Annotated in this window: 15 protein-coding genes; 7 read left to right on the forward strand and 8 right to left on the reverse strand. The window is 64.4% G+C overall.

Annotated features, from left to right (window positions below; genetic code table 11):
- Positions 1 to 76: 76 nt before the first annotated feature.
- Genes B9C43_RS09600 through B9C43_RS09610 form a run of 3 tightly spaced genes read left to right on the forward strand, consistent with a single transcriptional unit; the run spans position 77 to position 3,083 of the window.
- Entirely contained in the window at positions 77 to 1,111 is a 1,035-nt protein-coding gene (locus B9C43_RS09600) for a MerR family transcriptional regulator (protein WP_143446253.1), read from the forward strand.
- Positions 1,108 to 2,328: an MFS transporter gene (locus tag B9C43_RS09605; protein ID WP_160096449.1), complete on the forward strand. Its 1,221-nt coding sequence runs from the start codon at positions 1,108 to 1,110 to the stop codon at positions 2,326 to 2,328. The genes B9C43_RS09600 and B9C43_RS09605 overlap by 4 nt, the downstream gene beginning before the upstream one ends.
- Before the next feature lie 14 nt (positions 2,329 to 2,342).
- A complete protein-coding gene (locus B9C43_RS09610; protein WP_084425709.1) occupies positions 2,343 to 3,083 on the forward strand; it encodes an MBL fold metallo-hydrolase in 741 nt (246 codons plus the stop codon).
- 117 nt (positions 3,084 to 3,200) lie between these two features.
- Here the strand turns inward: B9C43_RS09610 and B9C43_RS09615 are convergent, their stop codons facing one another.
- Both B9C43_RS09615 and B9C43_RS09620 read right to left on the reverse strand, forming a co-directional pair.
- Positions 3,201 to 3,707: an SDR family NAD(P)-dependent oxidoreductase gene (locus tag B9C43_RS09615; RefSeq protein ID WP_160096451.1), complete on the reverse strand. Its 507-nt coding sequence runs from the start codon at positions 3,705 to 3,707 to the stop codon at positions 3,201 to 3,203.
- Between the two features lie 115 nt (positions 3,708 to 3,822).
- A complete protein-coding gene (locus B9C43_RS09620) occupies positions 3,823 to 4,992 on the reverse strand; it encodes a glycosyltransferase (protein WP_084425711.1) in 1,170 nt (389 codons plus the stop codon).
- Positions 4,993 to 5,152: 160 nt separating this feature from the next.
- Here B9C43_RS09620 and B9C43_RS09625 point away from each other — a divergent pair, with 160 nt between their 5' ends.
- On the forward strand, positions 5,153 to 5,632 hold the full coding sequence (locus B9C43_RS09625; protein WP_084425712.1) for a hypothetical protein: 480 nt from the start codon (positions 5,153 to 5,155) through the stop codon (positions 5,630 to 5,632).
- Positions 5,633 to 5,635: 3 nt separating this feature from the next.
- On the opposite strand, the gene B9C43_RS09630 is transcribed toward B9C43_RS09625, so the two are convergent.
- The gene (locus B9C43_RS09630; RefSeq protein ID WP_084425713.1) at positions 5,636 to 7,405 is read right to left on the reverse strand and encodes an FG-GAP-like repeat-containing protein; all 1,770 of its coding nucleotides are present in this window, start codon (positions 7,403 to 7,405) and stop codon (positions 5,636 to 5,638) included.
- Between the two features lie 73 nt (positions 7,406 to 7,478).
- Positions 7,479 to 8,108 (reverse strand): transcriptional regulator, encoded by a 630-nt coding sequence (locus tag B9C43_RS09635; protein WP_084425714.1) that lies wholly within the window; start codon positions 8,106 to 8,108, stop codon positions 7,479 to 7,481.
- Positions 8,109 to 8,125: 17 nt separating this feature from the next.
- Between B9C43_RS09635 and B9C43_RS09640 the strand changes: the two genes are divergently transcribed.
- Complete coding sequence (locus tag B9C43_RS09640; RefSeq protein ID WP_084425715.1) at positions 8,126 to 9,385, forward strand: PEP/pyruvate-binding domain-containing protein; 1,260 nt, start codon at positions 8,126 to 8,128, stop codon at positions 9,383 to 9,385.
- Between the two features lies 1 nt (position 9,386).
- Here the strand turns inward: B9C43_RS09640 and B9C43_RS09645 are convergent, their stop codons facing one another.
- The 4 genes from B9C43_RS09645 to B9C43_RS09660 form a co-directional block, all read right to left on the reverse strand.
- Positions 9,387 to 10,109: a TetR/AcrR family transcriptional regulator gene (locus B9C43_RS09645; RefSeq protein ID WP_084425716.1), complete on the reverse strand. Its 723-nt coding sequence runs from the start codon at positions 10,107 to 10,109 to the stop codon at positions 9,387 to 9,389.
- 1,058 nt (positions 10,110 to 11,167) lie between these two features.
- Positions 11,168 to 11,857: a CpXC domain-containing protein gene (locus B9C43_RS09650; protein WP_033380075.1), complete on the reverse strand. Its 690-nt coding sequence runs from the start codon at positions 11,855 to 11,857 to the stop codon at positions 11,168 to 11,170.
- A 2-nt stretch (positions 11,858 to 11,859) separates the two neighbouring features.
- On the reverse strand, positions 11,860 to 12,342 hold the full coding sequence (locus tag B9C43_RS09655; RefSeq protein ID WP_084425717.1) for a hypothetical protein: 483 nt from the start codon (positions 12,340 to 12,342) through the stop codon (positions 11,860 to 11,862).
- Positions 12,343 to 12,407: 65 nt separating this feature from the next.
- On the reverse strand, positions 12,408 to 14,054 hold the full coding sequence (locus tag B9C43_RS09660) for a hypothetical protein (protein ID WP_033380077.1): 1,647 nt from the start codon (positions 14,052 to 14,054) through the stop codon (positions 12,408 to 12,410).
- 112 nt (positions 14,055 to 14,166) lie between these two features.
- On the opposite strand from B9C43_RS09660, the gene B9C43_RS57485 reads away from it, so the two are divergent.
- Complete coding sequence (locus B9C43_RS57485) at positions 14,167 to 14,955, forward strand: NUDIX hydrolase (protein ID WP_084425718.1); 789 nt, start codon at positions 14,167 to 14,169, stop codon at positions 14,953 to 14,955.
- 86 nt (positions 14,956 to 15,041) lie between these two features.
- Entirely contained in the window at positions 15,042 to 18,224 is a 3,183-nt protein-coding gene (locus B9C43_RS09670; protein ID WP_084425719.1) for an NACHT domain-containing protein, read from the forward strand.
- Position 18,225 lies beyond the last annotated feature (1 nt).

Below are 18,225 nucleotides of genomic sequence, written 5' to 3' on the forward strand. Positions count from 1 at the left end.
CCGCCATGCGCGGGGGATGCTGGACCTTGCCCCAGGGGCAAGCCTCACGATAGGCAGGACGACGAAGGGGGAAGCGGTGGAACTCTGGACGATCGGGGTGTTCGCCCGGGCCGTGCGCCTCTCTCCGAAGGCATTACGCCTGTACGACGAACTAGGGCTCTTGCCGCCAGCGGTCGTCGACCGGGAATCGGGGTATCGCCTCTACCACCCCAGTCAGCTCGAACAGGCCAGGTTCATCGCCTGGCTGCGCCGGCTCGGCATGCCCCTCGCACGTATCCGCACCGTGATCGGCCTCAACGAGGAAGACGCCGCAGCCGAAGTCGAGGCGTATTGGGCCGAGGTCCTCGCGGAGACGGCCAATCGTGGCCGGCTTGCCACCTTCCTCGTCGACTACCTCAGAGGCAGGGGCAGCGCGATGACCGAACTGGGCATCCGTTACGCGGCTCGCACCGACATCGGAACGGTGCGCACGAGCAACGAGGACGTGGCGTACGCGAGTGGCAGGTTGCTCGCCGTCGCCGACGGGGTCAAGGGCGGCGGGGACGCCAGCGCCGCAGCGATAGCCGCGTTGAAGCCGTTGGACACAAGGGCGGTGCCCGCCGGAGAGCTCCTCAACGCTCTGGCGGCGGCGGTCGGTGAAGCCGAACGCGTCCTGCAAGGCAGCGAGGCGTTCACCACGCTCACCGCGATGCTGTGGTCGGATTCCCAGCTGGGTCTGGTCCATATCGGCGACACTCGGGCGTATGTCCTACGGGACGACGAGCTCTTGCAGATCACTCACGACCACACTTGGGTGCAGTCACTGGTTGACGAGGGACGGCTGTCGCCGGACGAAGCCGAGTCGCACCCGCAACGCGCCATGCTGGCGCGGTCCATTTCGGGAACCGGCCGGGACAAGCCTGACCTGTCCGTGCACGAGGCCAAGATCGGCGACCGCTACCTGCTCTGTTCCGACGGCCTGACCCGGGTCGTGTCGATCGAGCAGAAGCGTGCCGCATTGCGGCGCGAGAATTCACCGGACGAATCGGCCGAGGAACTGATCGCACTGGCCTACCAGGGTGGCGCACCCGACAACATCGCTGTCGTCGTCGCCGAAGTAGTCATGCTGTGAAGCTGAGTTCCTACGTCATTGACCGACGGCCCTTGCGAATTCCCGCCTTCCGTCGACTGTGGACGGCTTCCGCGGTTGCGGCGGTCGGCGGCTCGTTCAGTCTTGTCGCGGTCCCGACTCAGCTGTTCACGCTGACCGGTTCGTCCGCGACCGTCGGCGTTTCCGCGGTGATCTCGACTTGCGCCCTCATCCTTTCAGCGCTGTGGTCCGGTGCGCTGGCCGACACAATGGACTGTCGCCGGCTTTTGTTGGCCGGTAACGCTGGCCTCGGGTTGGCTTACGTCGGCCTGTGGTTGAACGCTGAGCTCGGCTCTGTTCCGGTGCTGCTCGTACTTGTTGCCTTGTACGGCCTCAGCTTCGGCGTCACCATGACAACGATGGGCGCCGCAGTGCCCCGAGTTGTGCCGACCGAACAGCTGGTCGCGGCCAACAGTCTCAGCGCACTGACCCGCTACACCGGCGCGGTCGTCGGACCGCTGCTCGCTGGGTTGTTGATCCCGGCCGTCGGTCTCGGCACGCTCTATCTGCTCGATGCGGTCGCGTTGCTCGTCGTGCTCTGGGCCGTGGGCAAGCTGCCGGCGATGCCCCGGCCCCGTCATCGAGGCATCGCGCGCCAGCTCGGCGAAGGCGTCCGTTACCTTGCCAGGGAACGGATCCTGATCGCGATCCTCGTGGTCGACTTGGCCGCGATGGTTCTGGCAATGCCCGTGGCGCTCTTTCCTGAGTTGGCCGAGCAGACATACGGCGGTTCTGCTGGCGGGGGCGTAGAACTCGGCCTGTTGTTCGCCGCGTACCCGACCGGAGTGCTTCTCGCTGGGCTCATGTCCGGAACGTTCAGCCGGGCGAAACGACATGGAGCGCTCATGGCTTCTGCCGCAGTGGCTTGGGGTGCTTGTGTGGTGATACTCGGTCTGGCCGCGCACCTCTGGATCGCTGTGCTTGCGTTGGTCGCGGGTGGCGCCGTCAACTTCGTGTTGAGCACGTTTCGCAACGCCATCGCACAGGCGTACACGGATGAGGCGTTGCGCGGACGGATTCAAGGCGCGCTGACGGTTGTCCTGGTGGGCGGTCCACAATTGGCCAACGTGGTACACGGTTTCGGAGGTGCCTGGATCGGCGCTCAGTGGGCGATCGGCATCGGCGGCGCACTCGCCGCGTTCACAGTGCTGCTCGTCCTGCGAGCTGTGCCTGAACTGTGGCGTTACGAAAGCGGCTGAGGCAGGGTGGGGCGATGGCTGTACGTGTGACCTTCGCGGGATCCGGTGATGCTTTCGGCAGCGGTGGCCGGTTTCAGACTTGTCTGCACATCGCGCGCGATTCTGGGCCACCGGTTCTGCTCGACTGTGGCGCGACGTCACTTGTTGCGCTGAAGCGCCTGGAGATCGAGCCGAACGAACTGGCCGCTGTGTTCGTCTCACACCTGCACGGTGACCACTTTGGAGGGTTGCCGTTCCTGATTCTGGACGGGCAGTTCCGTCGACGCGTTGAGCCACTGGTCGTCGCCGGACCGCCAGGGCTGAGGCAACGGCTGTTTGCGGCGATGGAGGTGTTCTACCCCGGATCTGCCAGTGTTCAAAGGAAGTTCGATGTCGAGGTCGTCGAACTGACGCCTGGCGAGCCGACTCAGGTCGCGGGAGTCGGCGTGACCGCTTGGGAGGTCGATCACGCCAGCGGCGCACCGCCTCTCGCGCTCCGGCTCGACGTCGACGGTGCCGTGATCGCCTACACCGGCGACACCGCGTGGACCGACACGATCCCGCAGGCTGCAGCTGGGGCGCGGTTGCTCGTCGCCGAGGCGTACTACTGGGACAAGGAAATCCCGTTCCACCTCAACCACCGCACCCTGCTCACCCACAAGGACTCCCTGAACTGCGAGCGGATCGTTCTGACGCACATGTGCGCCGACATGCTGGCGCACGTGGATCAAGCCGCCTTCGAAACGGCGCACGACGGCCTGACTATCTCACTCTAATGGTCCGCTATGTAGCACAATCGATGGCATTGTGCCGATAGTGAGGTGATCGGATGTCGACCGCACTGACCACCCTGCGTGTGCTGGACGAAGTCGCCCAACTCCAGCCCGTCGGCGTCACCTCGATCGCCGAACGGATGGGCATGCCCGGCGGTTGCCCGAGGCGCCCGCGATGTAGTTGGGCGGGAATTCCTCCGCGGCGACGCCGATGATGTTCAGGACCGCACCGTGCCGCGACTGGGCGATCTTCGGATACAGGCTCTGAGTGAGGAAAATGTAGCCGTACACCTTGAGATCCCATGCCCGCCGCCAGGTTTCTTCGCTCACGTCCGGCAATCCGCCAGGAGGAATCGCGCCCGCGTTGTTGACCAGGATGTCCAGCGAATCGACCGCGCTGACAACTTCTCGCCGACCGTCCTCTGTCGACAGATCGGCGGCGAGCACATCAACCTCGACACCGTGATCGGCACGCAACCGCTTGGCGATGTCTTCCAGCTGCGGCTGGCTTCGCGACACCAGGACAAGGTTCGTTCCTTCGGCGGCAAGGGACTCGGCGATTGCGGCACCGATTCCCTTGCCCGCACCCGTCACCACGGCACGCAACCCGCGTAGTCGCAGATCCATTGGTTCTTCTCGTGCCGTCATCTGGCACAAATTTTGCCAGCGTGCCACTCTACGAACCACAGTATGGTCGCTGTGGTGGAACGTCAAACAGAGGACGAGCGTCGGACGGGAGAATTCACTGGGAAGTGATCCGCTGTGCCGCGGTCATGGCGCCGTCGGTCCGGATTCCGGCGGACACCTCCTTGGCGCTGGCCACCATCTCCGGCCGCAGGACGAACTCCACCGCCTCGGCCAGTTTGTCCGGTGACTGCTCGCGGCCGATACCGAGGTGCTCAACCTGTTCCGCCCAGTAGAACTGGTCGAACATCTGCGGCATGATCACCTGCGGAGTTCCTGACAGCGCCGCCGTGGTCGTTGTGCCCGCCCCACCGTGGTGGACGACGGCTGCCGAGCGCTTGAAGACCTCCTGGTGGTTGACCTCACCGACGATGATGACGTCGTCCGATTCGTCCACAAGGGACAAGTCTGCCCAGCCTCGCATCACGATCGCGCGTCGGCCGAGCGCCCTGGCCGCGTCGATGGCTGAGCGGCTGTACTCGGGTTTGACGAACATGCTGCCGAAGCCGAAATAGATCGGCGGCTCGCCCGCGTCGAGGAATTTCGCCAATTCCGGCTCGAGCGGGCGCTGGTCCTTCCGCAACCACGCGCCTGTCTGGTCAACGCTGGTGTCCGCCGGGTCTGGCCATGGCCCCAGAACCGGGTCGGCGGCCAGCATCGGCTGTTCGCCGAACATGTGCGAACGGAGATCGGATATCGCCGGCAGTCCCGCGGATTCCCGGCACGAATTCAGTACGGGCAAGAACCCGTTGAACCGGACCCGATCGGCCTCCCAGAGCGTTTCGTTGTCTTCCGTCCTTTCCCGCGACTCGCCCAGACTGCCGAACGCTGGCGGTGCGTGGTGCGGTGAGGGAAAACTCAATGCGCAAAAGGTGCCGAAGAAGTACGGCACACCCAGCTTCTCCGCGGCCGAGTGGGCCGCGAACTGCAGCATTCCAGCGCCGACGACGGCATCGAAGCCCGTGCCAGCCGTCGAGATCACCTCGAACTGGTCGATCACGCTCTGGTCCGCGGCCTTGCGCATTTCCTGAGGCGTCATGCGCTTCGCGGTGAGCCGCACTTCCGGCCCGACCGGTACGAACGGAATCCCGGCCGCGCCGACAAGGCCACGGAAGTCCGGCGGCGCGACCATCCGCACTTCGTGGCCGAGTTCCTGCAATCGCAGCGCCAGCGCCATCGTCGGCTCGATCTCCCCGCGCGACCCGATCGCGGACAGCAGCACTCGCATGGAGATTCCTCGCTTTCACCGTGTGAGCCAGCGATTGTGCGGCACACCCCGGGTCTTGCCACAAGACCCCCACCCTGCTATAAGTTGAAAATGGGTGGAGGTCGCCCATTCACCCGAACCCTTCCTTGTCTGATCAGGCTGATTCCGGAATCATTGGCCGGTGATCGTGACCGAGGTGATCCCCGCCATCGACAGCGTGGACGAAAGCGATGCCCACCTCGAGGTGAAGGTGCGGTTCGGGCCGCACCTCCAGCGGGTGTACTGCTACTTCGAGGAGCACGAAGGCGGCCCGGACAAGGGCTACATCGAGGTCGGTTTCGACGAGTACACCGGGAATGCCGCCGAAGTCGTGGTGATCATCCGGCCGGCGGGGACCGGAGTGTTCCCCGCTGACGTGCCGGTCGTCGAAGGCTCGATCCGGGCGAACCTCGATCGTTGGGCCGAACTGGCCGACCGCTCGGATCCGCGGATCAACTTCGTCAGGCAACGCGGCGCCATGTCCGTCTCCACAAAGGACAAAATGACCTACTACGCGTTCTCGGCTGCCACACCGGACCGGTTCGTACGATCGGGTTCTGTCGGGTTCGGCGTCGGCGAGGCCGGTGAGCTGCTGGGCTTCGTCACCGGCCTCGTCGCCTGATTCTCAGCCGCCGCAGCGGCCCGAGAACACGTCCGCCTTGCCGTCACCGGTGAAATCGGCGAGTGCGAGGTCGTTCGCCGGACACGAGACCGCCCGCAGCTGGGCCCACGAAGTGCGGCCGCCTGAGGAGAAATACCAGCCACTGCTGTCCGAACGGAACACGTCGGTCTTGCCGTCGCCATCCAGATCGCCGAACTTCAGCGACGGAGCCGCGTAACCCGAGTTGGCCAACGGCTGCCACGCGCTGACACCACCGGCTGAGAACTGCCACTGGTTTCCGACCAACGCGAACACATCGGTCTTGCGGTCGCTGTCGAAGTCGCCGAACCCCAACGATTCCACCGGCAAGGATGCCCCGGCCAACGGTGACCACGACGCGCGGCCACCTGCCGAGTAGTACCACTTGTTGCCGTCCACCTTGAACACGTCAGTCCGGCCATCACCGTCGAAGTCCCCGAACCGCAGGTCCGCCAGGGGAACGCCGGACGTTGCCAGTGGCTGCCACGATGTGACGGCACCGGATGAGAACTGCCACTGCTGGCCGTTCACCGAGAACGTGTCGGTCTTGCCGTCACCGTCGAAGTCGCCGAAACGCAGGTTCTGCCGAGTTGTCCCGGCGAGTGCGGCGGGCACCCAACGCCCAGTGCCACCTGGCGAGTAGTACCACCGGGCACCGGTAGCCCTGAGCACATCGGTCTTTCCGTCGCCGTCGAAATCACCGAAGCCGAGTTCGGAGGTCTCGAAGGTGTACGGCGCCAGCGGAGTCCACGCCGCCGTTCCACCCGCGGACACTTGCCACGCCGCGGGTTTCGGTGAGCCGTGGCAGTTGCCGGTCGTGGTGTTGTACGTGTTCGAGCCGATGTTGAGGTTGCCCGTGAAGAACGTCTGCAGGATCGCCGTGCTCGATGAGGTGTGCGCGAAACAGTTCCCGGAGACGTACGCGCCAGTCGCAGGCATGCCTCGGACCTTGATGGCGGGCTCTACTTTGGACCGGAAGCTGTTGTGCTTGATGTGGATGACATCCCCGGCATAAGGCGCGCCGTTGCCACGGGCCTCGTTCTCGCCGTGCATGTCGAAGCCGTGCGATCGGGCGTTGTCGACGACGAGGTTGTACCTGGCGTCGTAGCGTTGGGTGCGGATGCCGTTGCCCGCGATCGCGTGACGGTTCTGGGTGAACGTGTTGTACTCGATGACCGCACTGGAGTTGTCGACCAGCACGATCCCGTACCCCAAGCCTGTGCGGCGATTGTGATGCACGTTGTTGCGGCTGTACCGCGCCTCGATGGTGTCACGGATGAACACTGCACTGTGCGACCAGGCTGAGAGTTCATTGTTGTCCACAGTCAGGTCGGAGGCGTTGACTGCTTCAATGCCCCGCGAGTTGTCGTATTGGTAGGCGTTGTCCCTGATCTCGGAGTCCGGGCCGCGCAGCCGCAGGCCGGTGACCCGCGTACCGCTGCCGGTCACCGTGAACTGTGACCACGTTTCGCTTTGCCCCAGATCGAGTTCTGTGTTGTACAACAGTGCGCCCGGTGCACCGTTCGTGCCACGGTCACTGGCCAGAGTGACGCCAGGTGGGATGGCGATGCGCTTGTAGCCGGTGAGATTGATCGATGCCCCGCCTGCCACGAAGACCGTGTCCCCAGCGGTCGCATTGGCCAAGGCCGCGATCAATTCATCCCGCGTGGTGACCGTGACCGTGCCTGCCGCTGCCGGGCTGGCCAACGTCGCTGCGACTAGCGCAGCGGTCGGTAAAACAACCGCGAGTCTCATGGGTTCCCCTCAGTGCTGATGAACCCAAGCTCCTTACCACGATCTGCGCTAAGATGGCATCATCATCTGGATGTTAACAGTATCTGTCCTGGCCAAGGGTGGTGAGCAAGTCTTCGTGCAGGTGAGACCAGACAGTGTGATACGCGTCCATCCGGTCGGTCAGGTAGTCCACCTGGCCACCCTGGGCACAGCTGAGCGCGTGGGCGAGCCGGTCGCGATGACGCTCGAATCGCGTGATGGCCGAGGCAAGGACCGTCAGCACAGCGTCGGCTCGCTGATGGAATTCGGTGAACAGGCCGAGCACCTTGGCGTCGTACGCCGGGTCGGCGTGGTCGTTCATGGTTGCCACCCCGTCGACAGACCGCATCTGCCACGCCGTGCACAGGTCGAGCAACTCCGGGTTGAGGACCATGAAGTCCTCGAACGCTTTGGTCACCTCCGCTCGCGCGCCGGACGCATCCAGTTCCGCGGCAACACGTTCGGTGTCGGCCGCGCGTCCGGCGTCGGTGACGTTCCAGCCGCCGAACTCACCGGGAACCCGGGTGACGAGCCCGTCGATCGCGAGGTCGATGAGTTCGGACTCCACTTCGGACTCGGGCAGCCCGGTGGTCCCGGCGAGGCGCTCGAGTGCGGCGAAGCCGATGCAGCGGAGGGTGTGCAGCACCAACAGGTCGGCACTGGTCTGATGCGGGGAGTTAGGCACGGCCCAAGGTTACCGCCATGACGTGGATACACCAGCTTTCCGCGGAACTTGACGAGACAGCAGATGTCCTTGGTAGCAAGGCTTTTGGCCTCGTGACACTGCTGCGCCTCGGCCTGCCCGTACCACCGGGGTTCGTCATCGGCACCGACGCCTGCCGTGAGTTCCTCCACAAAGGACATATGCCTGACGGCTTCGACGATGAGCTCGCGGCCGCCATGAACGGCTTCGATTCGGTGTCCGTTCGCTCGGGCAGCAAGGTGTCCATGCCCGGCATGATGAACACAGTGCTGAACGTCAGCGATCCTCGATTCCTGAGATCTGCGATCATCGAGGTGTTCGAGTCGTGGAACACGCCGCGCGCCAAGGCATACCGAGCACTGCACGACATCCCGGACGACCTCGGCACAGCCGTGACCGTGCAGGCGATGGTGTACGGGAACCGCGACGACCACAGCGGCACAGGAGTGGCGTTCAGCCGCAACCCGAACACTGGCGAGCCCGTCCCGTACGGAGATGTCCTTTTCCGACAGCAAGGGGACGCCGTCGTATCCGGGTCACAGTCCACGTCACCGTTGGCGGAACTCGCCAGCGAGCCTGCCGTGTGGAACGGACTTCTCGATGGCCTGAGGCGGATCGAGCAGCATTACCGGGACGCGTGCTACGTGGAGTTCACGTTCGAATCCGGCGAACTGTGGTTCCTCCAAGTGCGACCCGGTCGATTCGTGGGTCGTGCCGCGATCAGACTAGCGGTTGACCTTGTCGACGAGGGCATGATCAGCGAGGCGGAAGCCGTGCGCCGGGTCACCCGGAACGACGTCGCGAACTCCAGCACTCCCCGCATCGTCGCCACGGATATTTTGGCGCGCGGCATCGGCGCCTCACCCGGTGTCGCAACGGGTGTCGTCGTGACCACTTCGGATGACGCGGTGCGCGCGCCGGTCCCGGTCATCCTGGTGCGACCGGAAACATCACCGTTCGATATGCACGGCCTTGCCGCCGCAGCGGGAGTTGTGACCGCGCGCGGAGGGCCGGCCAGTCACGCGGCCATCGTCGCCCGATCGATGGGCAAACCCGCAGTCGTCGGAGTCTCCAGCCTCACCGTCGAAGACGCCGCGATACACGCGAACGGCCAACGCATTCCAGCCGGCGAGTCGATCACCATCGACGGCACCAGCGGCGCCATCGTGGTCGGTCACGCCGACGTCACCACCGCTGCGGTGGATCCGTACCTGACGAGATTTCTCGGATGGGCGGACGCTGGTCCGCCCATCCGTTGAGTCAGGCCGAGTCCGCCAGCGGCGAGTTGACCAGACCGGAATCAATCAAGGCGGGGCCGGCTGACGCCGGTTCCGCAGGTGCCGTGTCGTCCAGATCGGCGAGTGCCTCGGACACGTCCAGCGACGGATCCAACTGCTTGGCGCCATGCAGCGCACCGCGCAGCAACTCGACCAACGCGTCGACGACCCGGTCAGGCGTGAACGGTTGCCCGGCGTCAAGCCAGGCATCCGCCGCCGAACTAGCGGCCTTGACGAAGACGGTCATCGACATGCTGACGGCCGGGTGTTCGCTGTCGAGACCAAGAGTCCCGCAGATGTCCCGGATAGCGGCACATCGGCCGGAATCGAGGACTTCACATGCCTCTGGACCCGGCTCGGCGCCGCCGAGGATGAGATTGCGGGCAATACCTTCGTTCTGTGCAATGAAGTCCACGTATGCACGCAGCCGGTAGCGGATCTGTTCGCCGGGCGGCGCCGTCGGATCCGACTGTGTCGCTTCTGCCAACTGCCTGGTGACGTCGCGCAGCGTTTCGGCGTACAAGCCTGGCTTCCCGTTGAAGTGATGGGAAAGCAGGCCGTGCGCCACGCCCGCGGCCTTGGCGATCTCGCCGACCGTCACCTCGGCGTAGGGACGACGGGAAAACTCGTCCATCGCTACAGCGAGAAGCTTCCGGCGCGTCTGTTCCGCGGACATCTGCCGACGAGTCGGCGGCCTGTCTGCCACGCCGAGCTCCTTTCTCTGTTGTCGCACAGGGTAACCCCGTTTGCGGTCTGCTACGAGGCCACCATCCGGGATGACGAGTGGTTCGGCAAACCACCTGGCCGAGAGTGGCTTAAAAGCGCCGGTCACCCGTCCGTTGTGAGCAGCAGTTTTGATAGTCAATGACAGTGACTTTACATCCTGATCGACCTGGACAGACGTCAACGAGACGAACAGGTCGGCCAGACCTGCGCAGACCCCGTGACAGCAAGGGAAAGCAGAGCAATAACGGAACAGTGCGACATCACCCACAGCGAGGGCTGCAGGTCTATTGTGGACGTATCAACTCGTGACACACGAGGGATGACTCCGTGACATGATCGATAAAGCGTTGCCGCGCAAAGAAAACCCAAGTGCCACCAACGACGTTTTTGCCGCAAGCTTGAACGGCGGTCTCCGGGGCTGCGGACACTTTGGTGTTCGCGAACTTCAATGCGACGGAGATTAAGGTTTGCCGAGCCGCCGGACTGCAAGCCGAGCGTGTTCCGGTGACCGACAAGGTGAGCGTTTTCCCTTGTAGCTCAACCCAAGGGGGACGCAAGTAGCGCCACGACACCGTGCGGTTTGCAGAGTTCACGCGATTCCCGAGATTTGTTCGAGTTTCCTACTCTTGCCGTCCGTGCCGTGAGGGCAACACGATAGAACTTGCAAGGAGGTATTTTTTACGAATTTATGTTTCAAATGGTTTGATGGGGAGATGGCCGCGGAAGAAGGGCAATAAACGACCGGGGCGGGGTAATCCGTGGCGGCCGCGCGATCGGCATCCACAACGGGCAGCGACCCCAGCCATGGCCGCCACGATCGACAGGCACAACGGGCGACAACCCCAGCCATCGCCACCGCAAAACGGCATGCTCAGCGGGCGGCAACCCGGCCAATGTCGCCACCGCGAACGGCATGCACAGTGAACCCCCGCCCCCGCCGTGGTCGCCGCCGCCCGCGCAGGCCTTCATCTCACCAACGGACAATTCAGCAAGCCGTGAATAGCCATCCAGCCGGGCATCCCGGCCGTCGCGACTCGCTTACACCGAAGCCGTGAGGCGGCCGTCGATCAGGATCCGCCCTAGGTCGACATATGGGCCTATCTGCATCTCCCTGAGCAGTGACCGCCAGCCTTCGCCGCTGGCCAGCGACATGATGTCGGCGGTCGGCACGGACACGCAGAACTGTTCGGCGGCCGGTGACCAGAGGACCATGGTCACTGATTCGGCGCTCGCCTCGACCACGCGTGGTCTGCGGTCCGGTGACATGATCGCGCCGGTCTGCCTGATGATCTCCAGCTTGGCGACTTCCACGGCGCGGTCGTCGATCCCGGCTTCGAGCAGGCGGATCTTCTCGGCCAGTGCGTCAAGGCCGAAGACCGCGCGGACGATGAACCCGTCGGCCTCGGCGCGCAGGAAGGCAGGCGCGAGGTCGATCAGGGACTGCCGGAACACGTCCATCGGCTGTTGTTCCAGGCTGGCCCAGCTGCGTTCCATGGTGCGCGGGAACTCGCCGATCCAGCGTTTGGTGACGAAGTCGACGTAGATCAGCGGCCCGTCGGCGCGGTACTCCAGGCCGCAGCCGCCGCAGGTGAAGCACTGGAACGTGCCTGCGACGATCTGCTCGACGATCTGGGGCACGCGTGAGCCGTGCAGGCTCATCGCCACCGTTTCGACATTCGTTGTGCCGCAGGCGGTGCAGACTATCGACTGTGGACGGAACACCGACATGGCTATCTCCCGCCTGGCAGTTCCTGACGGACCTCGAAGGTGCCGTCGGATTTGCGCAGCACCCGTGATCGCCAGAACGGCCTGCGCGAAGTCATGTTCCAGTACTCGACGACCTGCTGGCCGTCGACGCTCACCACTTGCGGCAAGGTCATCACCGCGGGGTTGCCGGACTGCTCGATGGCAAAGTCGGTCAAGAACGGCGTCCCCGGGTTGCCTTCGAGCTTGCCGATCGCACCGGCGACCACCTTCGGGTCGACCTCGCGTTCGCCGTACCCGAGCGCCTTGAGCACCAGGGAGACGTTCTCGTCGAAGTCGAAGTGCAGGTCACCGTCGTAGACGCCGGTCGCGTTGCTACGTGAGTCCTTCGGGTCGTACGCGTGGAAGACGAGCAAGCCGGGCACGGCAGGCCCGACCTCCACCCGCATGCGGTCCTTGTCCAGCCGGAGCTTGCGGTGCAACGCCGATCGCAGATCTGCCTCGTTCACTTCCGAACTCCCACACGCGGAAAGGGCCAGTACAGCGACAAGTATGACGATCCTCAGTGGACGTATCACGGGAAGCCGGGCCCGGTGCTGCCGTCCGGCAACAACGGCCCTGGCCCTGCTGCGCCCTCACCACCGGTGGCCTGGTCCACGTTCACGTCGAACCACGCCTTGGTCGCTGGGTCGGCCGCGGCGAGGATCGCGCCTTTTGTCGGTGGAGCGTAGTACGCGTTGTACGCCTCGGCGATCCACTCACCCGGCGCTCGGAACTGGTAGGACGACACCTTCCTGGCCCTGGTCGCTGGGTCGTAACTCCACCATTGGGACGCGTACGCCTCCTGGTAGACACGACCGCCCAGTGTGACTCCCCCGTCGTCCGCGGGCCGGTACCACGGGTTACCGGGGTTCTTGTCGGCAAAGCAGATCTGCAGGGCACGTACCGCGTTGTCACCAAGGATCGCTGTCTTCGTGGCCGCGTCGAGCGATGCCCAGAACGACAGTGCCTCAAGGCGCGTCTGGATTTCCTCGGGCACGCGGTCGGTGATGACTTCCTGCAAAGCATCGACAACAGCGGTCTTCTGCTCTGGCGGCAACCCGTTGATCGTGCCGCCACTCGCCGAAACCAACGTCGCCGCGAGGGAACCGCCGTCGCCGTGTGCCTGCCAGTTGCCTCCGGCGGCGTTACCGATGCAGTAGGTCTGTGACAAACCAAGCCTGTTGTCCACGGCGTGTCCGACTTCGTGCCGGACCACACCGTCGAACAGGTTCTGTCCTTGCAGTGGCGCCGGAACGACGCTCATGCCGCTGCCACCTGGGTTGGCCACCGGATCGACAACGCCATCACGGGCACGCAAATCGCCGTACCCCATGGCGATCCGACGGTCGCTGCCGTAGTACCCACCAGCCGGGCCGGTGTCGCGATACCGGTCGATCCGCAACAACTCTGGGTTGCCCTCGACCGCACCAGGAGGCAACGACTGCAACACGTTGTACATCCGGCGCAGGCTCGCGCCGTCCCATTCCTCGGCCACTTCGCTGCCGGAGGTCTGGGTGCCGAACTCGATCCGGAACCGCAGTTTCATCCACAGCTTCATCGTCTCGACTTCGGAATCGGGCGTGGCGTCGAACAACACACGCAACGCGCCGTGCTCGGCGTCACCGATCGTCGACGAACGCACGAGATTGTCGGCAAGACGCGCACGGCTAGTGCCACCTAGCTTCTGTGCCAGTGTCGCCTGTTGCGCGGGTTGCAGCGCGACCAGAATCCGGAAGACGCCGGTGGCATCGTCGTCGGTGATCGCCCAGTCGAAAACGCCGTAACTGAGCAGGCTGTCGACGTACGGCTGGACCGCGTCCGGGCCCATCGCCACAAGGACCTTGGTGAACGCCGAAGTCTGCCGGACGTTGGCCGGAAGGTTGTCCAGCAGGCGGGTCTTGGCGGTCTGCGAGAGCCTGCCCAGCGCGGCGGCCAGCGCGGGCGCGGGCAGTCCCGCCAAATCGTTGAGGGACTCCGTCGCCTCCTCGTCGGTGACGGCCCAGTCGGTGACCGAATAGGACATCCGTTCTTCGACATCGCTGACCACGTCACGCTGGACGGACAAGAACCGCGACATCGCCGCGTTGCCCGCGCCCTGCAGCCCGGCGACGCTGGTCGGGGGTAAGGCGGGTGTGGCACGAGCCTGGTCGTCAGGCTGCTGCTCGATTCTCCTGGCCATAACTGCCCCTTTGCCGTCAAGCCGGGACGCTAGAACATCCACTTGGCCTGCGACATGCCCAGAAGGGCAGACCGGCGTACGCCGTTTCGGCCGCGCCCGGCATGATCAGCGAGTGAGCGCACTGATGGTGACGATATTGGTCCCGTTGATCCTGATCATCGTCGTGGTCGTGATCGTGACCAACAACAACAAGAAGAAGCAGGGACCACCGAACCAGTACTTCGGTCCGCCCGGGTACGGTCCGCCGCCACCCGGATACCCTCCGCAGGGCTTCGGACCGCCTGGCATGGCACCCCCACCGCAAGCGTTCGCGCCGCCACAGGGACACCCGCCACAGGGATATCCACCACAGGGCTACGCGCCACAGGGGTACGCGCCACAGCCACAGCTGCCGCCGCCACCGCAGCCTGGCTACCAGCCGCAGCCACAAGATCAGTTCGTCACGGCGGCCAACGGCTATCAGTTGGCGCTGCCCCAGTTCACGCCCGACCACAGGGCGATCATCAGCATCGCCGTTGTGGCGCAAGGGAAGGTGTGCCTGCGCGCGATGCCGAACGGCACCGGGGTGTTCGGCGGTGGGCTCGACCTGGTCAGTGGCCGCAGGCACCCCACCGAGGACGTGCTCACGACCGTGCGTCGGGTCCTCGCCGAGGAGATGGGCGGATGGACAGGACGTCCACTCGCGACCGTCGGCCACGCGGAATGGGATCTCGGCAACGGCCAGGAACACGAGATTTGTTACGCCGTACTGCTGGACCTGCCACCGAACGCCCCGCTTCCCGCTGCGGGAATGTGCACGTGGGCGGCGCGGGGAGACCTGGCGTCACTGAAGGATCTCGGGCCACGGGCACCTGTCGCGTGCAAATTCGCCGACGACGCGCTGTCGGCCGCCGGGGTGTGAGTGCGACATACGGGTGACGCTGTAACAGCGGGCGGGGGTTGAGCGAGTAGCGGCTACCAGACGACACAAAGGTTTGGGGCCGCGCTGTGAAGTCAAGCAAGTTCCGCAAGGTACTGACTGTCGCTGTCATCGTGTTCGGCGTGCTCATCATTGTCGGAACAGTGCTGAGCTTCGTCCACCTCACACTGTCCGACAACAACTCGCTTGCCGGTATTGTGAGTGGTTTGGTCGGGCTCATCACCGGCTTCGCCGCTGTTCTCGGGCCCTTGCTCCGCAAAACCCAGCCACCACAGGTCCCTGACGAAGCGCGCGCGCTCGTGCAGAAACTGCTTGAGCAATGGACTCCGGAGATCAAGCGCAGGCGGCGCCAGTTCGACAGCGAGTCCCGAGTCATCCCGTTGATCTGGCGGAATTACCAGCAAAGAACGGTCACGCCGCCGACGAACGCCGCCACCACGAGAATCAAGGACGGCCGGCTGGATCGCAACCCGGACAAGGCTGAGGAGCAACTGGCCGACGCTTTCAACAACATCCCGAACAGACGGCTGGTGATGCTCGGCGAGCCCGGGGCTGGCAAGACCTTCCTCGGGATCACCCTGACCGTCGGGCTGTTGCACCAGTACACCGACGGCAAACCGATCCCGATCTTCCTCTCGCTCTCCTCGTGGGACCCGGTCACCGACGGGCTCGACGACTGGATCATCGACACCATGGCCGCCAAGTACTACGGCGGCTCGGCGCGAGTGCCGCGGGCATTGCTCGCGAACAGGCTGATCCTGCCTGTACTCGACGGCCTCGACGAGATACCCGAACACCTGCGCCGCCGGGCGATCAGGGAGATCAACGAAATTCTCGAAGGTGACCGGCCGCTGGTCCTCACGTGCCGGTCAGCCGAGTACGAGGACGGCCTCGCCGGTGGCGCACCGGTCCTGCTCCGGTCACCCGTCGTCGAGATCGGAGCGGTGACGATCGCCGATGTCCGAGCCCACCTCAGCGGCAACCCGGCTTGGGCGAAAGTGGTGCGGCACATCGAAAGCGACCCGCATGGTGCACTCGCTACGGCGCTGACCACTCCGCTGATGCTGTCGCTGTTCACGGCCGCGTACCGGGACCGTGATCCCGAGGAGCTGCTCGACACGAAGTGGTTCGACACCCGGCACGCCGTCGAAGACCAGCTCGTCGACGTGATGGTCGAATCGGCCTACCCACCGGATGAGGAGGACAGGCGCTGGTTGCCGTGGCGGCCGTGGACGTCCGGCCAAGCCACCCGATGGCTCGCCTACCTGGCCAGTTACCTGCACAGCTACGAAGAGCGCGACCTGACCTTGTGGAACCTCGCTCGCCGCAAACAGTCCATCTGGACCGCGCTTGTCGCCGTGGCCGCCGTGCTGGCAATCCTGGTCCTCATTGGACAGCTGGCCGTGTTCGCCGGGCTGACCAGCGCTTCACCGACCAAGGACCTGGATGACGTCATCAGTACGCTGCCTTTCTTCGGCACGCTCCTTGGACTGGCGCTGACCGGGACGATCGTCGAACGGCGAGGCGGCTTCCAGGGCGAACGGCCGTTTCGACGGTACTTCCGGCTGGCCTTGACATGCATCGCGACAACTGGATTCGCGGTCGTGCTCAGCATCCACATCCTCCTCAGCGAGCGTACCGGCTACCGGTGGGTTGTCAGCTTCTCCGTGGATGCCGCACAGCTCGCGGCACAAGCGATCCTCACGGCCGGCGCGGTCGGCTTGTACAGCGTCTTGCTCCAACGCGCGGACTCATCGGCCCACCACGATCCGAGGCAATTCCTTCGGCGCAATCGCCGGATCGCTGTACGCGCTGCGGCAGTGAGCTCGCTGCTGTGGGGAATCACCTGTCTTATCGTGACCGCGATCGCGGGAACCCTCGGGGGACACTTTGGTCAGCGCATCGCCAGACTTCTCGCGATGCCCACCAAATCGGATCTTCAACTGCCGGCACTGAGCAAACACGTGGGATGGGCAGAGTTCCCTGACAGACTGTCGCTGTTCATCACGGCAAGCATCGTCATCACAGTGACGCTGTGTTTCTTCTTTCTCACCACCCATCCTTCGCTCGGATTTCTCGCCGCGCGGATCAACCTGGCTGTCACCAGGCGGCTGCCGTGGCGGATCATAGGTTTCCTTGAGGACGCCCACCACAAAGGCCTGTTGCGCCGAGTCGGCGCTTCCTACCAGTTCTGGCACATATCGATGCAAGAACGGCTGGCCACTCCCGACCGGTACCCCAAACCCGACGAGCAGTCCTTTCGTCGACGGCGCCTGATAACCGCTGTCGTCAGCGGCGTCGTTCTCACGACGTCCGTCGTCCTCGTCGCCGCCAACGAGCCGCCCGACTGCTCACGTACCGACTGGCCGGACGTCGATCGCCGGATGCAACGAGTCGACGACCATGGCGACTCGTTCTGTTTCGTCGCCATCGATTGGGATGACTGGACGAAGTTCCCGCGGCCACGTCACGACGGCGACCTGTTGAACCAGATCAGATCGGCCGGTGAAGGCCAACGTGCTCTGGGGACAGCGGAAGCCCTTTCCGTGCTCGGCGATTTCGTCAAAGTGGACACGCGCGACTGGCGCGAAATCCTGCAGGGCTTGATCGTCGCACAGGCGATCCACGACGAGGTGCTGATCGTCAAATTCATCCATGTCGACAACGAAGGTGATCACGAGGACGACCGCGATCTCAACGCCCTGTCGCGACGTTACATCGGCCTTGGCTACGCTGGCGGAATCAGCATCGATACCGCAGCGTCCGATGTGCCTGCTGCCCCAATGGCCGAGGCGCTCGTCGCCATCCAGAATCTGAACTATGCCCGGCTGGCTGAGGATTTCAGGGACAACTACGTGGACTACTGGCTGGCCTCGTACAACAGCGATGAACGGCCAAGTGACGCGGAGCTGCAGACCATCAGCACCGACGGGTGCAAGGCGCCCAAACCGACATCTCTGCGCTACGACTTCCGCAACCGGCCACTGGACACCCGAGTGTTGGCCCGCCTCAACGAGTGCGGAACCATCAATCTACTGGTCAGCGAGCAGCAACGATCTCAAGTGCCTCCCCTGCTGGACCGGTTCCCCAACATATCCTTCTACCGGGTGGACAACAGATCGGACACCATTCCCACGCAATGCTCCGAGACCCTTGGGCAACGGGCCACGCCGCGATCGCTGTCCACGTGCGTTGCCGCGCTCGCCTCAGCGAACGACTTCCGTGTGCAGATCTCGCAGATCTACCGATGAT

Origin of the sequence: Kibdelosporangium aridum, from assembly GCF_900176515.1 — a bacterium.
Classification (GTDB): Bacteria; Actinomycetota; Actinomycetes; order Mycobacteriales; family Pseudonocardiaceae; genus Kibdelosporangium; species Kibdelosporangium aridum.

What these genes read in the sequence shown, in the direction of transcription:
- B9C43_RS09640 (WP_084425715.1), top strand. Translation starts at nt 8,126, where the DNA reads ATGACGTGGATACACCAGCTTTCCGCGGAACTTGACGAGACAGCAGAT.
- B9C43_RS09650 (WP_033380075.1), bottom strand. Translation starts at nt 11,857, where the DNA reads ATGTCGGTGTTCCGTCCACAGTCGATAGTCTGCACCGCCTGCGGCACA.
- B9C43_RS09620 (WP_084425711.1), bottom strand. Translation starts at nt 4,992, where the DNA reads ATGCGAGTGCTGCTGTCCGCGATCGGGTCGCGCGGGGAGATCGAGCCG.
- B9C43_RS09630 (WP_084425713.1), bottom strand. Translation starts at nt 7,405, where the DNA reads ATGAGACTCGCGGTTGTTTTACCGACCGCTGCGCTAGTCGCAGCGACG.
- B9C43_RS09660 (WP_033380077.1), bottom strand. Translation starts at nt 14,054, where the DNA reads ATGGCCAGGAGAATCGAGCAGCAGCCTGACGACCAGGCTCGTGCCACA.
- B9C43_RS09610 (WP_084425709.1), top strand. Translation starts at nt 2,343, where the DNA reads ATGGCTGTACGTGTGACCTTCGCGGGATCCGGTGATGCTTTCGGCAGC.
- B9C43_RS09615 (WP_160096451.1), bottom strand. Translation starts at nt 3,707, where the DNA reads ATGGATCTGCGACTACGCGGGTTGCGTGCCGTGGTGACGGGTGCGGGC.